Origin of the sequence: Pseudomonas sp. P20, from assembly GCF_016463925.1 — a bacterium.
Lineage (GTDB): Bacteria > Pseudomonadota > Gammaproteobacteria > Pseudomonadales > Pseudomonadaceae > Pseudomonas > Pseudomonas aeruginosa.
In genome coordinates this window covers 396,695-418,796 of record NZ_JAEMVM010000007.1, presented here as the reverse complement: position 1 = coordinate 418,796, position 22,102 = coordinate 396,695, and the positions used below count along the sequence as shown (strand labels likewise).

17 protein-coding genes and 2 tRNA genes are annotated in these 22,102 nt (G+C 66.1%); 3 read left to right on the top strand and 16 right to left on the bottom strand.

Going from position 1 to position 22,102, the window contains the following annotated elements:
* Nucleotides 1-66: 66 nt before the first annotated feature.
* The 3 genes from JHD77_RS09290 to JHD77_RS09280 form a co-directional block, all read right to left on the bottom strand.
* Nucleotides 67-1,002: a transglutaminase family protein gene (locus JHD77_RS09290; RefSeq protein ID WP_031756974.1), complete on the bottom strand. Its 936-nt coding sequence runs from the start codon at nucleotides 1,000-1,002 to the stop codon at nucleotides 67-69.
* On the bottom strand, nucleotides 1,002-3,500 hold the full coding sequence (locus tag JHD77_RS09285) for a circularly permuted type 2 ATP-grasp protein (protein ID WP_003100005.1): 2,499 nt from the start codon (nucleotides 3,498-3,500) through the stop codon (nucleotides 1,002-1,004). Before JHD77_RS09285 ends, JHD77_RS09290 begins: the two co-directional genes overlap by 1 nt.
* Before the next feature lie 261 nt (nucleotides 3,501-3,761).
* Nucleotides 3,762-6,005, bottom strand: coding sequence for a YgiQ family radical SAM protein (locus tag JHD77_RS09280; protein ID WP_003100007.1), 2,244 nt, complete (start codon nucleotides 6,003-6,005; stop codon nucleotides 3,762-3,764).
* A 211-nt stretch (nucleotides 6,006-6,216) separates the two neighbouring features.
* Here JHD77_RS09280 and JHD77_RS09275 point away from each other — a divergent pair, with 211 nt between their 5' ends.
* Nucleotides 6,217-8,118, top strand: a complete 1,902-nt coding sequence (locus JHD77_RS09275; RefSeq protein ID WP_274447207.1) for a diguanylate cyclase — start codon at nucleotides 6,217-6,219, stop codon at nucleotides 8,116-8,118.
* A 1-nt stretch (nucleotide 8,119) separates the two neighbouring features.
* Here the strand turns inward: JHD77_RS09275 and alr are convergent, their stop codons facing one another.
* The 8 genes from alr to rnr form a co-directional block, all read right to left on the bottom strand.
* Nucleotides 8,120-9,196, bottom strand: a complete 1,077-nt coding sequence (gene alr / locus JHD77_RS09270; protein WP_003100010.1) for an alanine racemase — start codon at nucleotides 9,194-9,196, stop codon at nucleotides 8,120-8,122.
* Nucleotides 9,197-9,264: 68 nt separating this feature from the next.
* Complete coding sequence (gene dnaB / locus JHD77_RS09265; RefSeq protein WP_003100012.1) at nucleotides 9,265-10,659, bottom strand: replicative DNA helicase; 1,395 nt, start codon at nucleotides 10,657-10,659, stop codon at nucleotides 9,265-9,267.
* Nucleotides 10,660-10,787: 128 nt separating this feature from the next.
* Nucleotides 10,788-11,234, bottom strand: a complete 447-nt coding sequence (gene rplI / locus JHD77_RS09260) for a 50S ribosomal protein L9 (RefSeq protein WP_003095627.1) — start codon at nucleotides 11,232-11,234, stop codon at nucleotides 10,788-10,790.
* 21 nt (nucleotides 11,235-11,255) lie between these two features.
* Nucleotides 11,256-12,125 (bottom strand): hypothetical protein, encoded by an 870-nt coding sequence (locus JHD77_RS09255; protein WP_003095630.1) that lies wholly within the window; start codon nucleotides 12,123-12,125, stop codon nucleotides 11,256-11,258.
* Between the two features lie 36 nt (nucleotides 12,126-12,161).
* Nucleotides 12,162-12,392 (bottom strand): 30S ribosomal protein S18, encoded by a 231-nt coding sequence (rpsR, locus tag JHD77_RS09250; RefSeq protein WP_003095634.1) that lies wholly within the window; start codon nucleotides 12,390-12,392, stop codon nucleotides 12,162-12,164.
* A 29-nt stretch (nucleotides 12,393-12,421) separates the two neighbouring features.
* Complete coding sequence (gene rpsF, locus JHD77_RS09245; RefSeq protein WP_003095636.1) at nucleotides 12,422-12,841, bottom strand: 30S ribosomal protein S6; 420 nt, start codon at nucleotides 12,839-12,841, stop codon at nucleotides 12,422-12,424.
* Nucleotides 12,842-13,055: 214 nt separating this feature from the next.
* Nucleotides 13,056-13,802 (bottom strand): 23S rRNA (guanosine(2251)-2'-O)-methyltransferase RlmB, encoded by a 747-nt coding sequence (gene rlmB, locus JHD77_RS09240; RefSeq protein WP_003095638.1) that lies wholly within the window; start codon nucleotides 13,800-13,802, stop codon nucleotides 13,056-13,058.
* Nucleotides 13,799-16,513, bottom strand: coding sequence for a ribonuclease R (rnr, locus tag JHD77_RS09235; RefSeq protein WP_003100016.1), 2,715 nt, complete (start codon nucleotides 16,511-16,513; stop codon nucleotides 13,799-13,801). The genes rlmB and rnr overlap by 4 nt, the downstream gene beginning before the upstream one ends.
* A gap of 204 nt (nucleotides 16,514-16,717) precedes the next feature.
* Between rnr and JHD77_RS09230 the strand changes: the two genes are divergently transcribed.
* Nucleotides 16,718-16,804: transfer RNA gene (locus JHD77_RS09230), tRNA-Leu, on the top strand.
* 129 nt (nucleotides 16,805-16,933) lie between these two features.
* A tRNA-Leu gene (locus JHD77_RS09225) sits at nucleotides 16,934-17,020 on the top strand.
* Nucleotides 17,021-17,175: 155 nt separating this feature from the next.
* Here JHD77_RS09225 and JHD77_RS09220 read toward each other — a convergent pair.
* From JHD77_RS09220 to hflK, 5 genes are all read right to left on the bottom strand, one after another.
* On the bottom strand, nucleotides 17,176-18,468 hold the full coding sequence (locus tag JHD77_RS09220) for an adenylosuccinate synthase (protein WP_031756337.1): 1,293 nt from the start codon (nucleotides 18,466-18,468) through the stop codon (nucleotides 17,176-17,178).
* Nucleotides 18,469-18,519: 51 nt separating this feature from the next.
* Nucleotides 18,520-19,704 (bottom strand): ATP phosphoribosyltransferase regulatory subunit, encoded by a 1,185-nt coding sequence (locus JHD77_RS09215; RefSeq protein ID WP_003095644.1) that lies wholly within the window; start codon nucleotides 19,702-19,704, stop codon nucleotides 18,520-18,522.
* Between the two features lie 34 nt (nucleotides 19,705-19,738).
* On the bottom strand, nucleotides 19,739-19,924 hold the full coding sequence (locus tag JHD77_RS09210) for a DUF2065 domain-containing protein (RefSeq protein WP_003095647.1): 186 nt from the start codon (nucleotides 19,922-19,924) through the stop codon (nucleotides 19,739-19,741).
* A gap of 95 nt (nucleotides 19,925-20,019) precedes the next feature.
* A complete protein-coding gene (gene hflC / locus JHD77_RS09205) occupies nucleotides 20,020-20,889 on the bottom strand; it encodes a protease modulator HflC (protein WP_003106429.1) in 870 nt (289 codons plus the stop codon).
* Nucleotides 20,889-22,091, bottom strand: coding sequence for an FtsH protease activity modulator HflK (hflK, locus tag JHD77_RS09200; protein WP_003106427.1), 1,203 nt, complete (start codon nucleotides 22,089-22,091; stop codon nucleotides 20,889-20,891). The genes hflC and hflK overlap by 1 nt, the downstream gene beginning before the upstream one ends.
* Between the last annotated feature and the right edge of the window lie 11 nt (nucleotides 22,092-22,102).

The window sequence follows — 22,102 nt, the reverse complement described above, 5'->3', positions numbered from 1 at the left end:
CAACCTGGGTGAAAAGGTCCGGGAGTCCCGGGCGGCAGGGCCTCCGCGGGACCGATCACTTTTTGATCAGCCGGCTGTTTCCTGTAGCGGCAGCACCGTCACCCGCACCTCCGGGTCATGGCTACCGCCACCGAGGATCACCCCGCGCAACGGCGACACATCGGAAAAATCCCGCCCCCAGGCCAGGGTGATGTGCTCCAGGTCGGGCAACAGGTCGTTGGTCGGGTCGAAATCCACCCAGCCGTTCTCCGGGCAATACAGCGAGACCCAGGCATGCGAGGCGTCGGCACCGATCAGTCGCGCCTGTCCGGGCGGCGGGCGGGTCAGCAGGTAGCCGCTGACGTAGCGCGCCGCCAGTCCGCGCGCGCGCAGGCAGGCGAGCATCAGGTGGGCGAAGTCCTGGCAGACCCCGCGACGGCGCTCCAGCACTTCGTCCAGCGGCGTCGCCACCTGGGTGGCCTGCGCATCGAAGGCGAACTCGCGGAAGATCTTCTCCATCAGTGCCGCCGCCGCCACCAGCAACGGCCGTCCGGGCGGGAAGCAGTCGGCGGCGAACTCGGCGAATCGCCGCTGGATGCGCACATAGGGCGACTCGACGCGATAGCGGCAGGCTTCCAGCTCGGCGGCGGACAGCGCCCGCCCGGAAAATGCCAGCCCGGCGGCGACGGTTTCCCATGCCGGCGACGCGGTCAGTTGCGCCGGCGCATGGGCGAACACTTCGACCTGCAGTCGCGCAATGACCCGCAGCGCCTCGTGAGGACGCTCGAAGGCCAGCCGGCTCAGCGGATTGCCGAATGCGTCGTGGCCATCCTCGCGCCGGCTCGGCCCCGGCTCGATCAGCAGTGCCCGCTCATGACAGGCCTGCCAGGCGCATTCGCGCGGCCAGAGATGCGCCAGTTGCCGCGACAGCGAGACCGGCGTCGCATAGCGGTAATGGGTGTCGTGCAGCACCTGGTAGCGGGCGCCCTGGAGCGGAACGGAGCGAAGCGCGGGTGCGGACATCAGGTGGATACCGTTCTCTGGCTGACATCGTCGACATGGGCGAAATAGCGCAAGCCTAGCCGATCGGAGACCTGTCCGGCGCAGGCGGCGATGTCGCGCAGCAGTCGCGCCAGCCCGACGAGCACCTCGTCGAGTCCTGCCGCGCCGAAAAGCGGGCTTTCCAGGGCCGCCAGATCGAAGCTGCGCAGGCGTTCGCCCAGGGTCCTGAGTTCCCGCTCGCGTGGCGCGCCGAACTCCTCGTGCAGGCGCTCCAGCGAACGCTCCAGGGCCTGCAACTGGAAGCGCAGCGAGTGCGGGTTCTGCTCGTGCAACAGGAGCAGGTCGAGCACCGGGACCAGCTGCGGCGACGCCAGGTAGCGCGAGCGGTAGGTGATGCCGCTGTTACCCAGCTCCAGCAGCCACTCCAGCGCGCCGGCGTCCCAGGCGCTACCACCGTCGAGGAAGGCGGCGATGCTCTCGGCGAAGAAGCGCACGCGCTCGATGCGCCGGCCGATCATCAGGAAACGCCAGCCGTCGTCGCGGGTCATGTCGTCGAGGGCGAAACCGGACAACGCGGCCAGGGACATCACTAGCCGGTTGAGGAAGTCCAGCGCTTCGCCGAGGTCGGTGCGTGCCGGATCGAGCGCCTGCATGTCGCGTTGCAGCTCCAGCAAGGCCAGCCAGTTCTCCCCGGACAAGCGCCCGCGCACCTGCGCCGCCGCCCAGTGCAGGCGCCGCAGGTTGGCGCACAGGCTCGCCGGCCAGTGCTCGTCGAGCAACGCCCGCAACAGGCACCTTTCCAACGGCTCGCCATCCCCGGGCAGCAGGCCGATGCCGCCGGCCAGGGCCAGGGCGCTGCGCAACGCCTCTTCGTCGCCATCGGCATCCACGTAGCGCGACAGCACCACCCGCAACAGGCGCGCATGGTCATCGCAACGCTCGGCATAGCGGCCGTACCAGAACAGGTTCTCCACCACCCGCGACGGCAGGTAGGGGTCTTCGCGGACCAGGTCGCGCACGCCGAGCCGGCGCGGTCGCAACGGCTCGCCGCCGACTGCTCGCTCGGCCAGCACCCAGGTGTCCTTGCTCGCCCCGCCGCGCTGCATCGACACCACTTCGGCGTCCGCCGCCGAGGCTACGCGGGTCAGGCCGCCGGGCATCACCCAGTAGCGGCCGTCGCTGGCGGCGACGGCGAATACGCGCATGCCGATGGCCCGCGACTGCAGGCCGACGCCGGCCTTGCCGTCGCGCCAGACCGGTGCCTGGGACAACTGCGCCAGGCGTTGCGCCACGTAGGCCTGCGGGCGCTCGCGCAAGCACTCGCCGAGGGATGCCAGGCCGGCACTGTCGAGGGCGTGGCCGAACAGAGGTTCGCAGCGCTGGCCGGGAAAGGCCGGCTTGATCACCAGGTCGGGCAGTGCCGCGAGTATCGCCTCGAGGGCTTGCGGCTCGCCGCACCAGCGGGTGTCGAGCGAGGGCAGCGCCAGTTCCTCGCCAAGCAGGCGGCGACAAGCCTGCGGCAGGAAGCCGAGCAGGCCGGGCGACTCCAGCACTCCGCTGCCCAGTGCGTTGGCCACCAGCACGCGTCCCTGGCGTACCGCCTCGAGCAGGCCGGGAATGCCCAGCGCCGAGTCGGTACGTAATTCCAGTGGGTCGCAGAAATCGTCATCGAGGCGCCGCAATACCGCGTGCACCCGTTTCAGGCCGCCGAGGGTCTTGAGATAGAGGGTGGCGTCGCGCACCGTCAGGTCGTGCCCCTCGACCAGCGGAAAACCGAGCTGGCGCGCCAGGTAGAGATGCTCGAAGTAGGTTTCGTTGAAACGTCCGGGAGTCAGCAGCACCACCAGCGGCGTCTCGCCGTCGCCGGCGGCCTGGCTGGCGAGGGTCTCCTGCAGGGTGCGGAAATACCCGGCGAGATGCTGCACGCGCAGGTCGCGATAGAGTTCCGGCAAGGCCCGCGAGACGATCTGCCGGTTCTCCAGCGCATAGCCCGCGCCGGACGGAGCCTGGGTGCGGTCGGCAAGGACCTGCCAGCGTCCGTCGGCATCGCGCGCCAGGTCCACGGCATAGCTGTGCAGGAAAATCCCGCCGGGCGGCCGGATGCCGAGCGCCGGCCAGAGGAAGTTCGGATGGCCGAAGACCAGTTCGCTGGGCAGCAGCCCTTCGGCGAGCAGACGCTGGTCGCCGTACAGGTCGGCCAGCAGCGCATTGAGCAGCCGAGCACGCTGCGCCACACCAGCGGCGATCGGCTGCCACTCGGCGGCGGACAGCAGGTTCGGCAGAAGGTCCAGCGCCCAGGGGCGGTCGGTGCCCTTGGGATCGGCGTAAACGTTGTAGGTGACGCCGTTCTCCTGGATCTGCCGTTCCACCAGGGCCTGGCGCTGGCGCAATTGCTCAGGGCTGCTGCGCTCCAGTTGGCGGAACAGCCGCTGCCAATGGGGACGCACGCCGCCCTGGCGATCGAGCAACTCGTGGTAGGCCGTATCGGTGAACGGATAGTGGGCAAGCAGCTCGGGCATCGAAGGCTCGCGGGGCTGGGGTTGCGGTCACTGTAGCGGAGTCGGCGGCGCGACGCCGGAGCGAAGCGACGAGGCGTTGCCGGGTCCGCCACGACGGTTCTTCGTGAAGACCGGGATGCCCCGGAAGCGCAAGACTTGTGCCAGCGCCGTCAGGCCCGGGCGGCCAGGAGGTCGTGCCGCGGCAATGCACTGCGACGGTGCGCGACCGCAGGCAAGGTTGCAGCCGCGCACGCTTTGCGGGCGGCAGGGCCGCCCCGGCGATCAGCGCGGGATGTTCGGCTGGCGCGACTTCTTCTTGCCCTTGGCGAAGGCCGTCGCCTTGTTCTGCTGACCCTTGCTCCACGGCTTACCACCGTCGCTGGCGCGTGGCGGCAGGCCGGTATGCTGGGTCAGCAGCTTGCCGGCCTTCTTGCTGCCGGCCGGCGTCGAGTTCTTCCGCCGGGCGCTCTGGTATTCGCCGGTATCCGGCTGGTAGGTCGGGACCAGGTGGTGCTTGCCATTGCCGATCAGGTCGGCGCGCCCCATCCGCTCCAGCGCCTCGCGCAGCAGCGGCCAGCCTTTCGGGTCGTGGTAGCGCAGGAAGGCCTTGTGCAGGCGCCGCTGCTGGTCGCTCTTGACGATGGTCACGCCATCGCTCTTGTAGGTGACCTTGCGCAGCGGGTTCTTGCCCGAGTGATACATAGCGGTGGCAGTGGCCATCGGCGAAGGATAGAACGCCTGGACCTGGTCGGCGCGGAAGCCGTTGCGCTTGAGCCACAGGGCCAGGTTCATCATGTCTTCGTCGGTGGTCCCGGGATGGGCGGCGATGAAGTACGGGATCAGGTACTGCTCCTTGCCGGCTTCCTTCGAGAACTTCTCGAACATCTGCTTGAAGCGGTCGTAGGTGCCGATCCCCGGCTTCATCATCTTGTCCAGCGGACCGCGCTCGGTGTGCTCCGGGGCGATCTTCAGGTAGCCGCCGACGTGGTGGGTCACCAGTTCCTTGACGTACTCGGGCGACTCGACGGCGAGGTCGTAGCGCAGGCCGGAGGCGATCAGGATCTTCTTCACCCCCGGCAGCGCCCGGGCCTTGCGGTACAGCTCGATCAGCGAGCTGTGGTCGGTATCGAGGTTCTCGCAGATGCCGGGGAACACGCAGGATGGCTTGCGGCAGTGCCGCTCGATGTCCGGGCTCTTGCAGGCGATGCGGTACATGTTCGCCGTCGGTCCGCCAAGGTCGGAGACCACGCCGGTGAAGCCGGGCACCTTGTCGCGCATCTCCTCGATCTCGCGGATGATCGAGTCGTGCGAGCGGTTCTGGATGATCCGTCCCTCATGCTCGGTGATCGAGCAGAAGGTGCAGCCGCCGAAGCAGCCACGCATGATGTTCACCGAGAAGCGGATCATCTCGTAGGCGGGAATCTTCGCCTTGCCGTAGGCCGGGTGCGGCACGCGGGCATAGGGCATGCCGAACACGTAGTCCATTTCCTCGGTGCTCATCGGAATGGGCGGCGGGTTGAACCAGACATCCACTTCGCCGTGCTTCTGCACCAGGGCACGGGCGTTGCCCGGGTTGGTCTCCAGGTGCAGAACGCGGTTGGCGTGGGCATAGAGCACCGGGTCGTTGCGCACCTTCTCGAAAGACGGCAGGCGGATCACGGTCTTCTCCCGGGTCAGCCTGGGGTTCGCCAGCAACTGCACGACCTTGGCTTCCTGCGGGTCCTCCTGCGCGCCCTTTTCCTGCTCGATGGCGCAGGCGGCGGTGTCCTGGGTGTTCACGTAGGGATTGATGATCTTGTCGATCTTGCCCGGCCGGTCGATCCGCGTGGAATCGATCTCGAACCAGCCCTCCGGGGTGTCGCGACGGACGAAGGCGGTGCCGCGCACGTCGGTGATCGCGCTCACCAGTTCGCCCTGGGCCAGGCGCTGGGCGATTTCCACCACCGCACGCTCGGCGTTGCCGTAGAGCAGGATGTCGGCCGTGGCGTCCATCAGGATCGAGCGGCGGACCTTGTCCTGCCAGTAGTCGTAATGGGCGATGCGCCGCAACGAGGCCTCGATCCCGCCGAGGATCACCGGCACATGGCTGTAGGCCTCCTTGCAGCGCTGGCTGTAGACCAGGCTGGCGCGGTCCGGGCGCTTGCCGGCCAGGCCGCCGGGGGTGTAGGCGTCGTCGGAACGGACCTTCTTGTCCGCGGTGTAGCGGTTGATCATCGAGTCCATGTTGCCGGCCGCCACGCCGAAGAACAGGTTCGGCTCGCCGAGCTTCATGAAGTCGTCCTTCGACTGCCAGTCCGGCTGGGCGATGATGCCGACGCGGAACCCCTGGGCCTCCAGCAGGCGGCCGATGATGGCCATGCCGAAGGACGGGTGGTCGACGTAGGCATCGCCGGTGACGATGATGATGTCGCAGGAGTCCCAGCCGAGCTGATCCATCTCTTCTCTACTCATAGGCAGGAAGGGCGCCGGACCGAAACACTCGGCCCAGTACTTGGGATAGTCGAACAGCGGCTTGGCGGCTTGCATCACGGGCACCAGGGGGTATCTCTAGGAATGGGAGGGCGCGAAAACGCGGGCGCGGAATATAGCACAAAAAATGAGCAATTCCGACGTTTTCACTGGGTATTGCCTATCGTCGGCTGGCCTCGCAAATTGCCATCATTTCGCCACCTTCTTTCTATACTCCATCCATCGTCATCTCACCCGGCCTCCACCAGAGGCCCCCGGGAGATTCATCGTGCGCCATCCTCTTGCCCTGCTCGCGGTCATCTTCCTGCTACTGGCCAGCGCCGTTTCGCGCGCCGCGCCGGAGTTTCCGGCGCCTCCGGCCAGCGGCGCCTGGTTGAACGGCTCGCTGGACCTGCTCGAAGACCCCGATGGCAACCTGGCGGTGGAGGACCTCGAACAAGCGGAGCAGGCCGGCCGCTTCGTCGCCGCCGCCGGCCGCACCAGCGTCGGCCTCAGCCGCAGCGCCTGGTGGCTGCGCCTCGACCTGCCGAGACGCGAGGCGGTATCCGGCGGCTGGTGGCTGGAAGTCGCCAGCGCCAGCCTGCACGACCTGCGCCTGTATCTCCCCGACGAGCGCGGCGGGTTCCGTGAACATCGCAGCGGCGAAGCGGTGCCCTTCGCCGAGGGCCGCGACCACGCCTACCGTCATCCGCTGTTCCGGATCCCTCCCGGCGATGGGCCGTTGCGCGTCTACCTGCGCAGCTACGATCCCGGCGGCAACGCCTTTCCGCTGAGGCTCTGGAGCCACGACGAACTGCTGGAATACCGCAGCCAGGGCAACCTGCTGTTCGGCATGGCCTACGGGCTGATCCTCGCCCTGCTGCTGTACAACCTGTTCCTCTTCACCAGCCTGCGCGATCGCGCCTATTTCTGGTACGTGCTGACCGCTGCCAGCGCGCTGGTGCTGACCCTGAGCATCAGCGGCCATGGTTTCGAGTATTTCTGGCCCGAGCGGGCGGTGCCCTGGTGGCTTGACCGCCTGGCGCTGCTGGCGATCTGGGGCATCTGCGTGATCCGCTTCAGCCAGAACCTGCTGCAAAGCCGGCAGCACGCACGCTGGGCCCATCACCTGCTGAACGCCTGTTGCCTGCTGTTCCTTGCCTGCCTGGCGTTCAACGCCGCCGGCTGGCGCTGGCAGGCGGCCGGCGTGCTGGCGCTGACCCTGCTGGCCAACCTGCCGATCGCCATCGGCCTGGCAGTGCAGCGCTGGCGCCAGGGTTCGGCCACGGCGCGCCTGTACCTGGTCGGCTTCGGCCTGGTGCTCGGCAGCGTCAGCCTTGGCGTGATGCGCGCCACCGCGCTGGTCCAGCCGACCTCGGCCAACGCCATGGTCTTCCCGCTGGCGCTGACCCTGGAGGCCCTGCTGTTCTCCCTGGCGCTCGCCTCGCGCATCCAGGATCTGAAGCAGGAAAGGGCCCTGGCCCTGGACCAGGCCGACCAGGAAAAGAACGCGCGCCTGGCCCTGCTGCACAGCGCCCAGCGCGACCTGGCACGCGCCGTGGAAGTCCGTACCAACGAGTTGAGCGAGGCCAATCGCCAGTTGCAGATGCGCGAAGCGCAACTGCAGTACGCCGCCCATCACGACCCGCTGACCGGGCTTGGCAACCGCAGGCACCTGATGGAGTTCGCCGAAAGCGCCCTGGACGACGCGCGCCGCCACGGCAACAGCATGGCGCTGCTGCTGATCGACCTGGATCACTTCAAGCCGATCAACGATACCCATGGCCACGATGCCGGCGACTTCGTCCTGCAGAACGTGGCCCAGCGGCTGCGCCATTGCGTGCGCACCGAGGATTGCGTGGCGCGCCTCGGCGGCGACGAATTCGCCGTGCTGGTCGGCGGGTCGAATGCCGAGCAGCATGCCCGCGACATCGCCGAACGCCTGCTGCGAGAACTGGCGAAACCGGTGGAGTTCGCCAAGCAGTGGCTGGTGATCACACCGAGCATCGGCGTCGCCCTGTTTCCCGGCGACGCCCTGCAGTTCGGCAAACTCTACAAGGCCGCCGACCAGGCGCTGTACCGGGTCAAGGGCGCCGGGCGCGCCGACTATGCGATGGCTGCCGACGATGAACGCGAGACCGCGCCGGCGCTCCCCTGGCCGACCGCCCTGGCACCGGAGCGTATCTCCTGAATCAGTGGCTGTAGCGTCGCGGAACCCGAGCCGTGACCTTGCTCAGAAGCTCGTAGCCAAGGGTGCCGCAGGCACGGGCGACCTCGTCCACCGACAACCCGGCGCCCCACAACTCCACCGGGTCGCCAACGCGAGCCTCCGGCAGGTCGGAGAGGTCGACCGCCAGCATGTCCATCGAGACCCGCCCGGCCAGGGTCGCGCGGCGTCCCCCGACCAGTACCGGAGTCCCGGCTGGCGCGGTACGCGGATAGCCGTCGGCGTAGCCGCAACTGACCGTGCCGATCCGCGCCGGCCGCTCGGCGATCCAGGTGGCGCCGTAGCCGACGCTCTCGCCCACGGCCACCTCGCGCAGTGAAATCAACTGCGCGCCCAGGCTCATGGCCGGCCTCAGGCCCAGTTCGGCGGCGCTCAGGTCGGCCAGCGGGGTCGACCCGTAGAGCATGATTCCCGGCCGCAGCCAGTCCATGTGGGCGGCCGGGATAGTCAGCACCGCCGCCGAATTGGCCAGGCTGCGCTGGTCGAAATCCAGGTCGAGCAGGCCGAGGAAACTCTCCAGCTGCTGCTCGGTGAGCGGATGGTTGCGTTCGTCGGCGCAGGCGAAATGGCTGATCAGGTTCAGCTCGCGCACACCAGGATGGTTGCGCAGGCGCGCATGCCAGGCGCGCAGCGCGGCAGGATCGAAGCCCAGGCGGTGCATGCCGGAGTCGAGCTTGAGCCAGACGTTGAGTGGAATATCCAGGCCGGCGGCGAGGAACGCCTCGCCCTGTTCCGCGCCCTGGATCACCAGGTCCAGGCGCAATTGCCCGGCGAGGGCGTATTCGCTCGCCTCGAAGCAGCCTTCCAGCAACAGGATGCGCGCGCTGGCGTGCAAGGCGCGGACTTCCGCGGCCTCCTCCAGGCAGGCCACGGCGAAGCCATCGGCATCGTCGTGCAACGCGGTAACCACTTCGCGCGCACCGTGGCCATAGGCGTTCGCCTTGACCACCGCGAACGCCTGGCGCTGCGGCGCGCAGCGCTTGGCCAGGGCATAGTTGTGGCGAATGGCGGAAAGGTCGACGGTGGCAACGAGGGGACGCATGGCATCGGGTCCTGCAACTGAAACGGGTGCCTATGGTAAGGCGCCCGCCGGGCAAGACCCAAGCCGGGTCATTCGTCCTCGAAGTTGTACATGCCGGCGGCAAGGTTCTCGAAGCGCGTGTATTTGCCGATGAAGGCCAGGCGCACCGTACCGATCGGACCGTTACGCTGCTTGCCGATGATGATTTCGGCGACGCCCTTGAACTCGGTCTCCGGGTGGTACACCTCGTCGCGGTAGACGAACATGATCACGTCGGCGTCCTGCTCGATCGCCCCGGATTCGCGCAAGTCGGAGTTCACCGGGCGCTTGTTGGGTCGCTGCTCCAGGGAGCGGTTGAGCTGCGACAGGGCAATCACCGGGCAGTTGAATTCCTTCGCCAGGGCCTTCAGCGAGCGGGAAATCTCGGAAATCTCGTTGGTCCGGTTGTCGCCGCTGGAGCCGGGTATCTGCATCAGTTGCAGGTAGTCGATCATGATCAGCGCCAGGTCGCCGTGCTCGCGCACCAGGCGACGGGTCCGCGCGCGCATTTCCGAGGGACTGATGCCAGCGGTATCGTCGATGAACAGCTTCTTGTCGTTGAGCAGGTTGATCGCCGAAGTCAGGCGCGGCCAGTCCTCGTCGTCGAGCTTGCCGGAACGCACCTTGGTCTGGTCGATACGCCCGAGCGACGAGAGCATACGCATCACGATCGAGTCGGAGGGCATCTCCAGGGAGTACACCAACACGGCCTTGTCGGTGCGCATCACCGCGTTCTCGACCAGGTTCATGGCGAAGGTGGTCTTACCCATCGACGGACGCCCGGCGACTATGATCAGGTCGGCCGGCTGCAGGCCGCTGGTCTTCTCGTCGAGGTCGGTGAAACCGGTGGACACCCCGGTCAGCGCCTCGGTGGTGTTGAACAGGTAGTCGATGCGGTCGATGGTCTTGACCAGGATATCGCTGATCCCTACCGGCCCGCCGGTCTTCGGTCGCGCTTCGGCGATCTCGAAGATCTTCCGCTCGGCCTCGTCGAGGATCTCGTTGGCGCCGCGCCCTTCCGGGTGGAAGGCGCTGTCGGCGATCTCGTTGCTGATGCCGATCAGTTGGCGCAGGGTGGCGCGCTCGCGGATGATCTGCGCGTAGGCCTTGATGTTGGCGACCGAGGGAATGTTCTTCGCCAGTTCGCCGAGATAGGCCAGGCCGCCGACCTGGGCCAGTTGTCCTTCCTTCTCCAACTGCTCGGAGAGGGTCACCACGTCGATCGGCTGGTTGGCCTCGGCCAGCTTGTAGATGGCGCGGAAGATCAGGCGATGGTCATGGCGGTAGAAATCGCCGTCGGACACCGAATCCGACACACGCTCCCAGGCGTTGTTGTCCAGCATCAGGCCACCCAGCACTGCCTGCTCGGCCTCGATCGAGTGCGGCGGCACCTTCAGGGCTGTGGTTTCCAGGTCGTATTGCTCGGGGCTGGTGATCTCGTTCATAGACTCGACGCAAGAAAAAGGAACAGCGGAAAAAACAACGGGCACGGTGCCGTTGCCGGTACCGTGCCCGATGTTAGCGGACTGCCGCGGACACGCATATGCCCGCCCAGCCCTACCGATCGGATCGCTTACTCAGCGACGATGATCAGCTTCAGAGTGGTTTCCACGTCGGTGTGCAGGTGCACGGCGACGTCGAACTCACCGGTGTTGCGCAGCGCGCCGTTGGGCAGGCGAACTTCGGCTTTTTCCAGCGGGTAACCGGCAGCGGAAACGGCTTCGGCGATGTCGCGGGTGCCGATCGAGCCGAACAGCTTGCCTTCGTCGCCAGCGTGGGCGCCGAGGGTTACCACCAGCTCGGAGAGCTGGGCAGCACGGGCTTCGGCAGCGGCCTTCTTCTCGGCGGCAGCCTTTTCCAGCTCGGCGCGGCGTGCTTCGAACGCAGCGACGTTCTCGGCGGTGGCGACGGTGGCCTTGCCCTGCGGCAGCAGGAAGTTACGGGCGTAACCGCCCTTGATGTTCACCTTGTCGCCCAGGTTGCCCAGGTTGGCGACTTTTTCCAGCAGGATGACTTCCATTTGAGTCTTACCTCTTAACTTTTAACCTTCACCGTTCGTGGAACCCTGGCGCCGGGCCAGGCGTCCACGAAAATCAAACAGACTGTCGACAACCGCCAAAAGACAGATCAGGTTCCCCAGCAGCAATACAGCCAGGTACAGGCCCACCAGCCAACCACCCGCGAGGCGCTTCAGGGCGATCAGGCCATGCCCGAGCGCCACGCCGGCGATGATCAGCGGCACGCTGCACAACGGACCGAGCACCGCGGCCTGCACTTCCAGCGCCGGGACCACGACGGCCCCCAGCAGCAGGATCACGGCAACCGCCGGCGCCAGCCGCAAACTCCGGAATTCGCGGCCGAAGCCGCCCGGGTTGTACAGCGAAGCCTGCCAGTACCGCGCGAGCATCAGGCAGAGCAGGCAGGTCACCTGCAGCGAGGAAGCCATGACCCCGGTCAGGGTCGGCACCAGCGCCACCTGCAACTTGTCCAGCTCTTCGCCCGACAGCTGGGACTCCCCGCGAAGCTGGGTCAGGACCTTGGTGACTTCCGTCGCCAGGGCGCCGATCAGCTCGCTGGAGGTATGCCCCAGCACCAGCGCGAATACCACGCCAACTGCAACACTGCCCAGCAGCACATGGCTCCAGGACGTGCTGGCGCGCAGGATCTGCGCCAGCGTCAGGGTACCGAGCAGGACCAGAAGGATGCTCGGATCGCCCAGGTACCACCAGAACATCGCCGGTAGCACCGCCCAGGCCAGGACGCCGAAGGCGTCGCCGAATCCGCGCCGCAGCAGCACCAGGCTACCGGCGGCGGCACTCAGCCAGAACAACAGTGGAACAACCGCGGAGCCTGCCACGGCGAGCGTGGCCTGCATGCGGCCGCGCATGGTGAACTCAGCCAGTGCGCGCATGCGATCTATCCCTTACCAGCGTTCGACTGCCCGATCTCAACGGCCGTGGCTGTCGGTGTAAGGAAGCAGGGCCAGGTAGCGGGCGCGCTTGATAGCGGTCGCCAGCTGACGCTGGTACTTGGCCTTGGTGCCGGTGATACGGCTCGGAACGATCTTGCCGGTTTCGGAAACGTAGGCCTTCAGGGTGTTGAGATCCTTGTAATCGATCTCTTTCACGCCTTCGGCGGTGAAGCGGCAGAACTTACGACGACGGAAGAAACGTGCCATGTGATTGGCTCCTCAATACTGGTCCGGAATTACTCGTCAGCGTTATCGCTATCGCTGTTGTCGTCGCCATCGGCGCCTTCAGCGTTATCGTTCGGACGCTCACGACGCTCGCGACGCTCGTTGCGGCTTTCTTCAGCCTTGAGCATCTCGGACTGCTCGGTGACAGCTTCGTCGCGACGCATGACCAGGTTACGGATCACGGCATCGTTGTAACGGAAGTTGTCTTCCAGCTCAGCCAGGGCCTTGGCGCTGCACTCGACGTTCATCAGAACGTAGTGGGCCTTGTGCACGTTGTTGATGGCGTAGGCCAGCTGACGACGGCCCCAGTCTTCCAGACGGTGGATCTTGCCGCCGTCTTCTTCGATGGCCTTGGTGTAACGCTCGACCATGCCACCGACTTGTTCGCTCTGGTCCGGGTGAACCAGGAACACGATTTCGTAATGACGCATAAATGCTCCTTACGGGTTGCAGCCTGCCGCAGAACGGTCAGGCAAGGAGTGAATGTTTTCTTGGCTTGCCTGGTGGAGAGGCGAACGAACGCCTGCCCACGCGGCAAGGGGCGACATTCTAGAGAAGGGCAACCGGCGAAGCAAGGAAGATTGGCGAATATTTGTACAGCGGATGGAATGGCGCGGGGCCGCGCCGCGGCGGCCCCGCACGCGCTCACTCCAGCGGGGTGCGCTGGCGGAGGATCTCGAACAGGCAGACGCCGGTGGCGACCGAGACGTTCAGGCTGCTGACGCTGCCGGCCATCGGCAACCTGGCGAGGAAGTCGCAGTGCTCGCGGGTCAGCCGGCGCATGCCCTTGCCTTCCGCGCCCATCACCAGCACGGTCGGCCCCTTGAGGTCGAGCTGGTAGAGGGTCTTGTCCGCCTCGCCAGCGGTGCCGACCACCCACAGACCGCGCTGCTGGAGCTTTTCCAGGGTGCGCGCGAGGTTGGTCACCGCCACCAGCGGGATCACCTCGGCGGCGCCGCAAGCGACCTTGCGCACGGTGGCGTTGAGGGTCGCGGACTTGTCCTTGGGCACGATCACCGCCTGCACCCCCGCCGCATCGGCGGTACGCAGGCAGGCGCCGAGGTTGTGCGGATCGGTGACGCCATCCAGGGCCAGCAGCAGCGGCACGCCCTCGCTCCGCTCGAGCAGTTCCTCGAGCATGTTTTCGCCCCAGACCTGGCTGGGGCTGACTTCCGCGACCACGCCCTGGTGGACGCCTTCCGCCCACTCGTCGAGTTCGCGCCGATCGCGCTGCCCTACCGGAATACGGAACCCGGCGGCCAGCTCGGTGAGCACCTGGACCCGCGGATCATGCCGCCCCTCGGCCAGCCACAACTGCTTGACCCGCTTCGGGTGATGACGCAACAACGCTTCCACGGCATGCACGCCGTAGACCTTTTCCCACTGACTCATGACTTGGCCTTACGTTTGCGCGCCCCGGTGGCGGCCGGAGCGTTGTCGGCCTTCGGCTTGGAAGGCCCCTTGCGATGCTTGGTCGGCTTGCCCGGCTTGGCGGCAGCGGCGGGCTTGCCGTCCTTGGCCTTGCCCTTCGCGCTCTTGCCCGCAGGAACGACCTTGCCCTTCTTCCCGCCCTTGTCCTTGCCGCCGACACGCGCCTCGGCGAGCAGCGCCTGCTTCACCTCGCGACTCTTGCGCACGTCGGTGTTGCCGAGCATCTCCGCGGCCTGCGCCAGCAGCTCCGGCGCGACCGGCGGCAGCGCCTGCACCTTGCCGGCCTTGCGCCGCGGCACCACCGCGGCGTCGGGACTGGCCAGCGCCGGCTCCAGGTCGACCTCGGGCACGGATGCGCCCTTGCGCCCCTTCGGCGCCTTGCCGGCGTTCGCCGACTTGTCGCCGTTGCGCTTCTTGCGTCCGATCGGCGCGCTCAGCACGTTTCCGGCCAGCTCGAAATCGATCTTCCGCTCGTCCAGGTCGACCCGCGCCACTACCACTTCCGTGGTGTCGCCGAGACGGAAGCTGCGCCCGGTGCGTTCGCCGCTGAGGCGATGGTGCACGGCGTCGAAATGATAGTAGTCGCCGGGCAGCGCGGTCACATGGACCAGGCCTTCGACGAAGATGTCGGTCAGCTCGACGAACAGACCGAAACCGGTGACCGCAGTGATTACGCCAGGGAAGGTCTCGCCGACCCGCTCGCGCATGTATTCGCACTTCAGCCAGTTGGTCACGTCGCGGGTGGCCTCGTCGGCACGCCGCTCGGTCATCGAGCACTGCTCACCCAACTGGTCCAGGCGCAATTCGTCGTACGGATAGATACGCGCCTTGGGCATGCTCGCCGCGCCGGCCCGCTGCACGTGCGGAGTCTCCGCCTTGGAGCGGATCACACTGCGGATCGCACGATGCACCAGCAGGTCCGGGTAGCGCCGGATCGGCGAGGTGAAGTGGGTGTAGGCGTCGTAGTTGAGGCCGAAGTGGCCATTGTTGTCCGGGCTGTACACCGCCTGGCTGAGCGAACGCAGCATGACCGTCTGGATCAGGCGGAAGTCGGCGCGGTCGTGGATCTTCTCCAGCAACTCCTGGTAGTCGCCCGGGGTCGGCGCGGCCTTGCCGCGGCCGAGGCTCAACCCCAGCTCGCCGAGGAACTGGCGCAGGTTGTTGAGTTTCTCCTGCGGCGGGCCGTCATGCACCCGGTACAACGCCGGGATGGCGTGCTTCTGCAGGAAGCGTGCGGTCGCCACGTTGGCGCAGAGCATGCATTCTTCGATCAGGCGGTGCGCATCGTTGCGCTGGGTCGGGCGGATTTCCGAGATCTTCCGGTCGGCGCCGAAGACGATGCGGGTTTCCTGGGTCTCGAAATCGATCGCGCCGCGGACATGGCGGCCGGCCAGCAGCGCTTTATACAACGCATACAGCTGCTGCAGGTGCGGCACCACGCCGGGCAACTGCTGGCGCAGGTTCTCGGCCTCGACGCTGTCGGGGTGCTCGAGCAACTGGCTGACCTTGGTGTAGGTCAGGCGGGCATGGGAGTGGATCACCGCTTCGTAGAACTGGTAGCCGGTCAGCTTGCCAGCCTTGGACAGGGTCATCTCGCAGACCATGGCCAGCCGGTCGACCAGCGGATTCAGCGAGCAGAGACCATTGGACAGCACCTCCGGCAGCATCGGGATCACCCGCTCGGGGAAATACACCGAGTTGCCGCGCCTGGCCGCCTCTTCGTCCAGCGCCGAACCGACCTTCACGTAGTGCGAGACATCGGCGATCGCCACGAACAGGCGCCAGCCGCCGCCGCGCTTGGCCTCGGCGTACACCGCGTCGTCGAAGTCGCGGGCATCCTCGCCGTCGATGGTGACGAAGGGCACCTGGCGCAGGTCGATACGCTTTTCCTTGTCCTTCTCCGCCACTTCCGGCTTGAGCTTGGCCGCTTCCTTCTCCACCGCGGCCGGCCAGACGTGGGGGATATCGTAGCTGCGCAGGGCGACTTCGATCTCCATCCCCGGCGCCATGTAGTCGCCGAGCACCTCGACGATCTCGCCCTGGGCCTGGCGGTGGATGCTCGGCCATTGCTCGATGCGCACCTGGACGAACTGGTTGTGCCTGGCCTTGCCGGCCTTGCCCGGCGGGATCAGGACTTCCTGCTGGATCTTCGGGTTGTCCGCGACCACCACGCCGATGCCGCTTTCCTCGAAGTAGCGGCCGACCACGATCTCGTGGGCCCGCTCGATCACCTCGACCAGCTGGCCTTCGCGGCGTCCGCGCCGGTCATGGCCGGATACCCGGGCCAGGGCGCGGTCGCCGTCGAACACCAGGCGCATCTGGGTGGGACTGAGGAACAGGTCGTCGCTGCCATCGTCGGGGATCAGGAAGCCGAAGCCGTCGCGGTGCCCGCTGATGCGGCCGCGGATCAGGTCCAGCTTGTCCACCGGCGCATAGGCGCCACGACGCGTATAGATAAGCTGCCCGTCGCGCTCCATGGCGCGCAGGCGACGACGCAAGGCCTCTTCCGGCTCCTCGCCGGCGAGCCCGAACTCGTCGAGCAACTGGGAGCGAGTCGCCGGAGCGCCCCGCTCGGATAGGTGAGCCAGGATCAGTTCCCGGCTGGGGATGGGGTTTTCGTACTTTTCCGCTTCGCGAGCGGCCTCGGGATCGAGGTTTTGCCAATCGGCCATTAGAGGTAGGTCACCTTTTCTTCTTTAGCGTTTGCTGCCATTGCTCTATTGAAGCGCGAAAACGCTTCGTCGGTCAGCTTCGGCAACAGAATAATTTTTATCGCATCAGGGGTTTACAAGCAGAATACGTACTCGTATAGTTCGCGCCCACAACGTTGCTGAGACGTTGTAACACGGAAACGATGAGCGATCATCGACTCCAGTGCCCAGGTGGCGGAATTGGTAGACGCACTAGGTTCAGGTCCTAGCGGTGGCAACACCGTGGAAGTTCGAGTCTTCTCCTGGGCACCATATTTCAGACAAAGCCGGTCATTAGACCGTTTTTGTTTCAGCAGTTCAGCCACTACCAGGCATTGAAACTGCGACAAGGTTTGCAACACCCAAGTCGATGAGCGATCATCGCACAATGCTGAAAAGCATGCCCAGGTGGCGGAATTGGTAGACGCACTAGGTTCAGGTCCTAGCGGTGGCAACACCGTGGAAGTTCGAGTCTTCTCCTGGGCACCATCTTCAAGACAAACAGCCGAGCATCGCTCGGCTTTTTGTTGTCCGCGATTTTCCCTTCGAGCCACGCCACCCTCCCCCGCTCACCGCGGCGCCGACCCCGGAAATGAAAACGGGCCGCATGCGCAGCCCGTTCCGTCATCGCCCCGCTATCCGCCTCAGGCGAATGGATGGCGCAGGATGATGGTCTCGTTGCGGTCCGGACCGGTGGAGATGATATCGATCGGCGCATCCACCAGCTCTTCCACGCGCTTGATGTAGGCGCGGGCGTTGGCCGGCAACTCTTCCAGGGTCTTCGCACCCACGGTCGACTCGCTCCAGCCGGGCATTTCCTCGTAGACCGGCTGCAGGCCGATGTAGCTGTCGGCATCGGTCGGCGCTTCCAGCACATCGCCATCGGCATTCTTGTAGCCGACGCACAGGCGCACCACATCCAGGCCATCGAGCACGTCGAGCTTGGTCAGGCACAGGCCGGAGATGCTGTTGATCTCGATGGCGCGGCGCAGGATCACGGCATCGAACCAGCCGCAGCGACGAGCGCGACCGGTGGTGGCGCCGAACTCGTGGCCGCGCTTGGCCAGGTAGGCGCCGACGTCGTCGAACAGCTCGGTCGGGAACGGACCGGAGCCGACGCGAGTGGTATAGGCCTTGGTGATACCCAGTACGTAGTCCAGGTACAGCGGGCCGAAGCCGGAACCGGTGGCGGTACCGCCAGCGGTGGTGTTGGAACTGGTCACGTAGGGGTAGGTGCCATGGTCGATGTCCAGCAGCGATCCCTGGGCGCCTTCGAACATGATGTCCTTGCCGTGCTTGCGCAGGTCGTGCAGGGTCGCAGCGACATCGGCCATCATCGGCTTGAGCAGCTCGGCATACTCCATCGCCTCGTCCAGAGTCTTCTGGAAGTCGATGGCCGGCTCCTTGTAGTAGTGCTGCAGGACGAAGTTATGGTAGTCCAGCAGCTCGCCCAGCTTGGCGGCGAAGCGCTCGCGGTGGAACAGGTCGCCAACGCGCAGGCCGCGACGTGCCACCTTGTCCTCGTATGCCGGGCCGATACCGCGACCGGTGGTGCCGATCTTGGCTTCGCCGCGGGCCTTCTCGCGCGCCTGGTCGAGGGCGACGTGATAGGACAGGATCAGCGGACAGGAAGGACTGATGCGCAGGCGCTCGCGCACCGGCACGCCCTTCTCTTCCAGCTTGGTGATTTCGCGCAGCAGCGCATCCGGCGCCAGCACCACGCCATTGCCGATCAGGCACTGCACGCCTTCGCGCAGGATGCCCGATGGAATCAGGTGCAGGACGGTTTTCTCGCCATCGATCACCAGGGTGTGGCCAGCGTTGTGACCACCCTGGTAGCGAACTACGGCAGCCGCCTGCTCGGTGAGCAGGTCGACGATCTTGCCCTTGCCCTCATCACCCCATTGGGTGCCCAGGACTACGACATTCTTACCCATAACACTTGTCCCCATCGTGGAAGTTCGATGCCGGCCGCGGCCGGCGGAATCTCAGGACGCCAGCGGCGCCACCTGCCAATTGCCATCGCGCAGCGCCAGCTGCCGGTCGCAGCCCGCCTCGCGCGCAGAAGCCGCATCCTGCCCGGGCAGAGCCTGGACGACACGCTGCCCGTCGCGGCGCAGTCGTTGCACCGCCTGCCAGAGCCCGGCCCCTTCGGCCGGCGCCCAGATACCCGATACAGCCTGGTCCAACCGGGCCTGGCCGAGAGTGACCAGGCTTTTCAGATCGGTGGAGAAACCGGTGGCCGGGCGGGCGCGCCCGAAATCGGCACCGATATCATCATAGCGACCGCCCTGGGCGATGGACTGGCCAACGCCGGGCACGAAGGCCGCAAACACCACGCCGGTGTGATAGTGATAGCCACGCAGCTCGCCGAGGTCGAAATACAGCGGCAAGCCGGGGAAACGTCCAGCCAGCGAATCGGCGATCTCGATCAGCTCGTTCAGCGCCACCTGGACATCGGCCGGCGCCGCCGCCAGACGGGCACGGCCCTGCTCCAGCGCATCGCGGCCGCCGCATAGCTCGGCCAGCGCACGCAACATGCCGCGCAGCTCGGCAGGCAGGTCTGCAGTCAGCGCCTCGACCTCGTCCACTGCCTTGCGCTGCAAGGCATCGAACAACTGCTGCTCGACTTCGCCGGACAGCCCTGCCGCGCGCGCCAGGCCGCGGTAGATACCGACATGGCCGAGATCCATGTGCACGTCCGGCACTTCCGCCATCTCGAGCATTTCCAGCATCAGGCTGATCACCTCGACATCGCTGGCAGGGCTCGGATCGCCGTACAGCTCGGCGCCCAGCTGGATCGGACTACGCGAAGTGGACAGCGCGCGCGGCTGCGCATGCAGCACGCTGCCGGCATAGCATAGGCGGCTCGGTCCCTCGCGGCGCAGGCTGTGCGCATCCATCCGCGCCACTTGCGGCGTAATGTCGGCACGGAAACCCATGAGCCGGCCGGACGCCGGGTCGGTCACCTTGAAGGTGCGCAGGTCAAGATCCTGTCCCGCGCCGGTGAGCAGCGACTCCAGGTATTCGATATGCGGGGTCACGACGAACTCGTAACCCCAGCGGTGGAACAGATCCAGCACCTGACGGCGGGCTGCTTCGATGCGCGCCGCCTCCGGGGGCAGCACCTCTTCGATCCCATCTGGCAGCAGCCAGCGGTCTACCGTTGCCATTTCGCCTCTCCCCTTTCAGCCGGGCGGCACATCATCAGTGAATCCAGTAAAGAAGCAGGGTGCCGAGCAGCATGCTGCCCAGCCCCACGAGACGCAGGTGACGGTCGCTCAGCCGGCCGATGCCGGTGACCGCCTCGCGCCATTGTCGCGGACACAGGAACGGCAGGATGCCTTCCAGCACCAGCACGAGACAAAAAGCGATGCCGAATTCCTGCCACATGATTCTCGCGGACGCAAAAAAGCCGGGATTTCCCGGCTGGCTCATCATAACACGATTTCTCCGGCGGGCGCTGCCGCCCGCCGGAGAACCGAGTATTACTTGTTGGCCTTGTTCAGATAGCGGAAGAACTCGCTGCTCGGATCGAGCACCAGTACGTCGCGCTTCTCGGCGAAGCTTTCGCGATACGCCTTCAGGCTACGGTAGAAGGAATAGAACTCCGGATCCTGGTTGTAGGCCTTGGCATAGATCGCGGCAGCCTTGGAGTCGCCGTCACCGCGGGTCTCTTCCGACTCGCGGTAGGCTTCGGCAACGATTACCCGGCGCTGGCGATCGGCGTCGGCACGAATGCCTTCGGCCAGTTCGCGACCCTTGGCGCGGTGCTCGCGGGCCTCGCGTTCACGCTCGGTGCTCATCCGCTCGAAGACGCTGCGGTTGACTTCCTTCGGCAGGTCGATGGCCTTGACCCGCACGTCGATCACCTCGATACCCAGCTCCTTCTGCGCCATGCGGTTCAGCGAAGCGGTGATGTCGCCCATCAGCGCGTCGCGCTCGCCCGATACCACTTCATGCAGGGTACGCTTGCCGAACTGGTCGCGCAGACCCGCTTCGAGACGCCGCGACAGGCGTTCGTCGGCGATCTGCTTGAGGCCCGAGGTAGCGGTGTAGAAGCGCTCGGCATCCGCCACCCGCCACTTGGCATAGGCATCCACCATCACCGCTTTCTTTTCCAGGGTCAGGAAGCGCTGGGTCGGGGCATCCAGGGTCAGCAGGCGAGCGTCGAACTTGCGCACCTGGTTGACGTACGGGATCTTGAAGTGCAGGCCCGGCTTGACGTCGGACTCGACCACCCGGCCGAAGCGCAACATGACCGCGCGCTCGGTCTGCTGGACTACGTAGACGCTGTTCCACAGGACGATGGCGGCGACGACACCGACGATCAGAGCGATCAAAGACTTGTTGCCCATCAGCGGCTCTCCCTCGTACGCGCGTCTTGCTGGCGCAGGTCGTTGACGATCCGCGACCCCAGGTCGGAAGCGCTGGCGCTGCCACCACCGGCGGAAGCACCGGCACCCGTAGCGGGCGCGGCGTTACGACCATCGATCATCTTGTCCAGCGGCAGGTAGAGCAGGTTGTTCTGCCCTTGCTGACCGGTCACCAGCACCTTGCTGGTCTGGCTGAAGACTTCCTGCATGGTGTCCAGGTACAGACGCTCGCGCGTCACTTCCGGAGCCTTGCGATATTCCACCAGCAGCTTGGAGAAGCGATCCGCCTCACCCTGGGCGCGCGAAATCACCTCGTCGCGGTAACCGTTGGCTTCTTCGATGATGCGCTGGGCCTGGCCACGCGCCTCCGGCACCACGCCGTTGGCATAGGCTTCGGCCTGGTTCTTCTCGCGCTGCTCGTCCTCGCGGGCCCGGATCACGTCGTCGAACGCTTCCTGCACCTCACGCGGGGCCTGGGCGCTCTGGATGTTCACCTGGGTCACGGTGATACCGGTCCTGTAGGTATCCAGGAAGCGTTGCAGGCGCTCGCGCACCTCGGTCGCCATCTGCTCGCGGCCTTCGGTGAGGATCCGGTCCATGGTGGTGGAGCCGGCGACATGCCGCAGCGCGCTCTCGGTCGCCTGCTGCAGGCTGACCTCGGGCTGGTCGACGTTGAGCACGAAGTCCTGCAGGTTGCTGATCTTGTACTGCACGGTCAGCGGCACTTCGACGATGTTCTCGTCCTCGGTGAGCATCTGCCCCTGCTTGCTGTACGCACGCTCGCGGGTGACGTTCTCCTGGAAGCGCTTGTCGATCGGCGGGAAGTAGAAGTTCAGGCCGGGACCGACCGTCTCGTAATACTTGCCGAAGCGCAGGATGACCGCCTGCTCCTGCTCGTCCACCACATAGATGGCGTTGTACAGCCAGAGCACGGCGAGGATCGCCAGGCCGATGCCGAACAGGCCCAGGCCACCGCCCTTGCCGCCGGAACCGGAGCCGGAACCGTTGCCACTGCGTTTTTTTCCACCGAACAGCCCGTTCAGGCTGTCCTGAAGCTTGCGGAAAGCCTCATCCAGGTCGGGCGGCCCCTTGCGGTCACCACCGCCGCCACCACCACCGCGGCGGCCTCCCCACGGGTCTCGATCGTTGTTGTTCGAGTTGTCACCCGGCTCGTTCCAAGCCATAGCGCTCTCCA

Bases quoted from the DNA above. Each gene is read 5' to 3' on its own strand.
- JHD77_RS09290 (WP_031756974.1), bottom strand. From the start codon at position 1,002: ATGTCCGCACCCGCGCTTCGCTCCGTTCCGCTCCAGGGCGCCCGCTAC.
- JHD77_RS09285 (WP_003100005.1), bottom strand. From the start codon at position 3,500: ATGCCCGAGCTGCTTGCCCACTATCCGTTCACCGATACGGCCTACCAC.
- JHD77_RS09280 (WP_003100007.1), bottom strand. From the start codon at position 6,005: ATGCAAGCCGCCAAGCCGCTGTTCGACTATCCCAAGTACTGGGCCGAG.
- alr (WP_003100010.1), bottom strand. From the start codon at position 9,196: ATGCGTCCCCTCGTTGCCACCGTCGACCTTTCCGCCATTCGCCACAAC.
- dnaB (WP_003100012.1), bottom strand. From the start codon at position 10,659: ATGAACGAGATCACCAGCCCCGAGCAATACGACCTGGAAACCACAGCC.
- rplI (WP_003095627.1), bottom strand. From the start codon at position 11,234: ATGGAAGTCATCCTGCTGGAAAAAGTCGCCAACCTGGGCAACCTGGGC.
- JHD77_RS09255 (WP_003095630.1), bottom strand. From the start codon at position 12,125: ATGCGCGCACTGGCTGAGTTCACCATGCGCGGCCGCATGCAGGCCACG.
- rpsR (WP_003095634.1), bottom strand. From the start codon at position 12,392: ATGGCACGTTTCTTCCGTCGTCGTAAGTTCTGCCGCTTCACCGCCGAA.
- rpsF (WP_003095636.1), bottom strand. From the start codon at position 12,841: ATGCGTCATTACGAAATCGTGTTCCTGGTTCACCCGGACCAGAGCGAA.
- rlmB (WP_003095638.1), bottom strand. From the start codon at position 13,802: ATGAGTCAGTGGGAAAAGGTCTACGGCGTGCATGCCGTGGAAGCGTTG.
- rnr (WP_003100016.1), bottom strand. From the start codon at position 16,513: ATGGCCGATTGGCAAAACCTCGATCCCGAGGCCGCTCGCGAAGCGGAA.
- JHD77_RS09220 (WP_031756337.1), bottom strand. From the start codon at position 18,468: ATGGGTAAGAATGTCGTAGTCCTGGGCACCCAATGGGGTGATGAGGGC.
- JHD77_RS09215 (WP_003095644.1), bottom strand. From the start codon at position 19,704: ATGGCAACGGTAGACCGCTGGCTGCTGCCAGATGGGATCGAAGAGGTG.
- JHD77_RS09210 (WP_003095647.1), bottom strand. From the start codon at position 19,924: ATGTGGCAGGAATTCGGCATCGCTTTTTGTCTCGTGCTGGTGCTGGAA.
- hflC (WP_003106429.1), bottom strand. From the start codon at position 20,889: ATGGGCAACAAGTCTTTGATCGCTCTGATCGTCGGTGTCGTCGCCGCC.
- hflK (WP_003106427.1), bottom strand. From the start codon at position 22,091: ATGGCTTGGAACGAGCCGGGTGACAACTCGAACAACAACGATCGAGAC.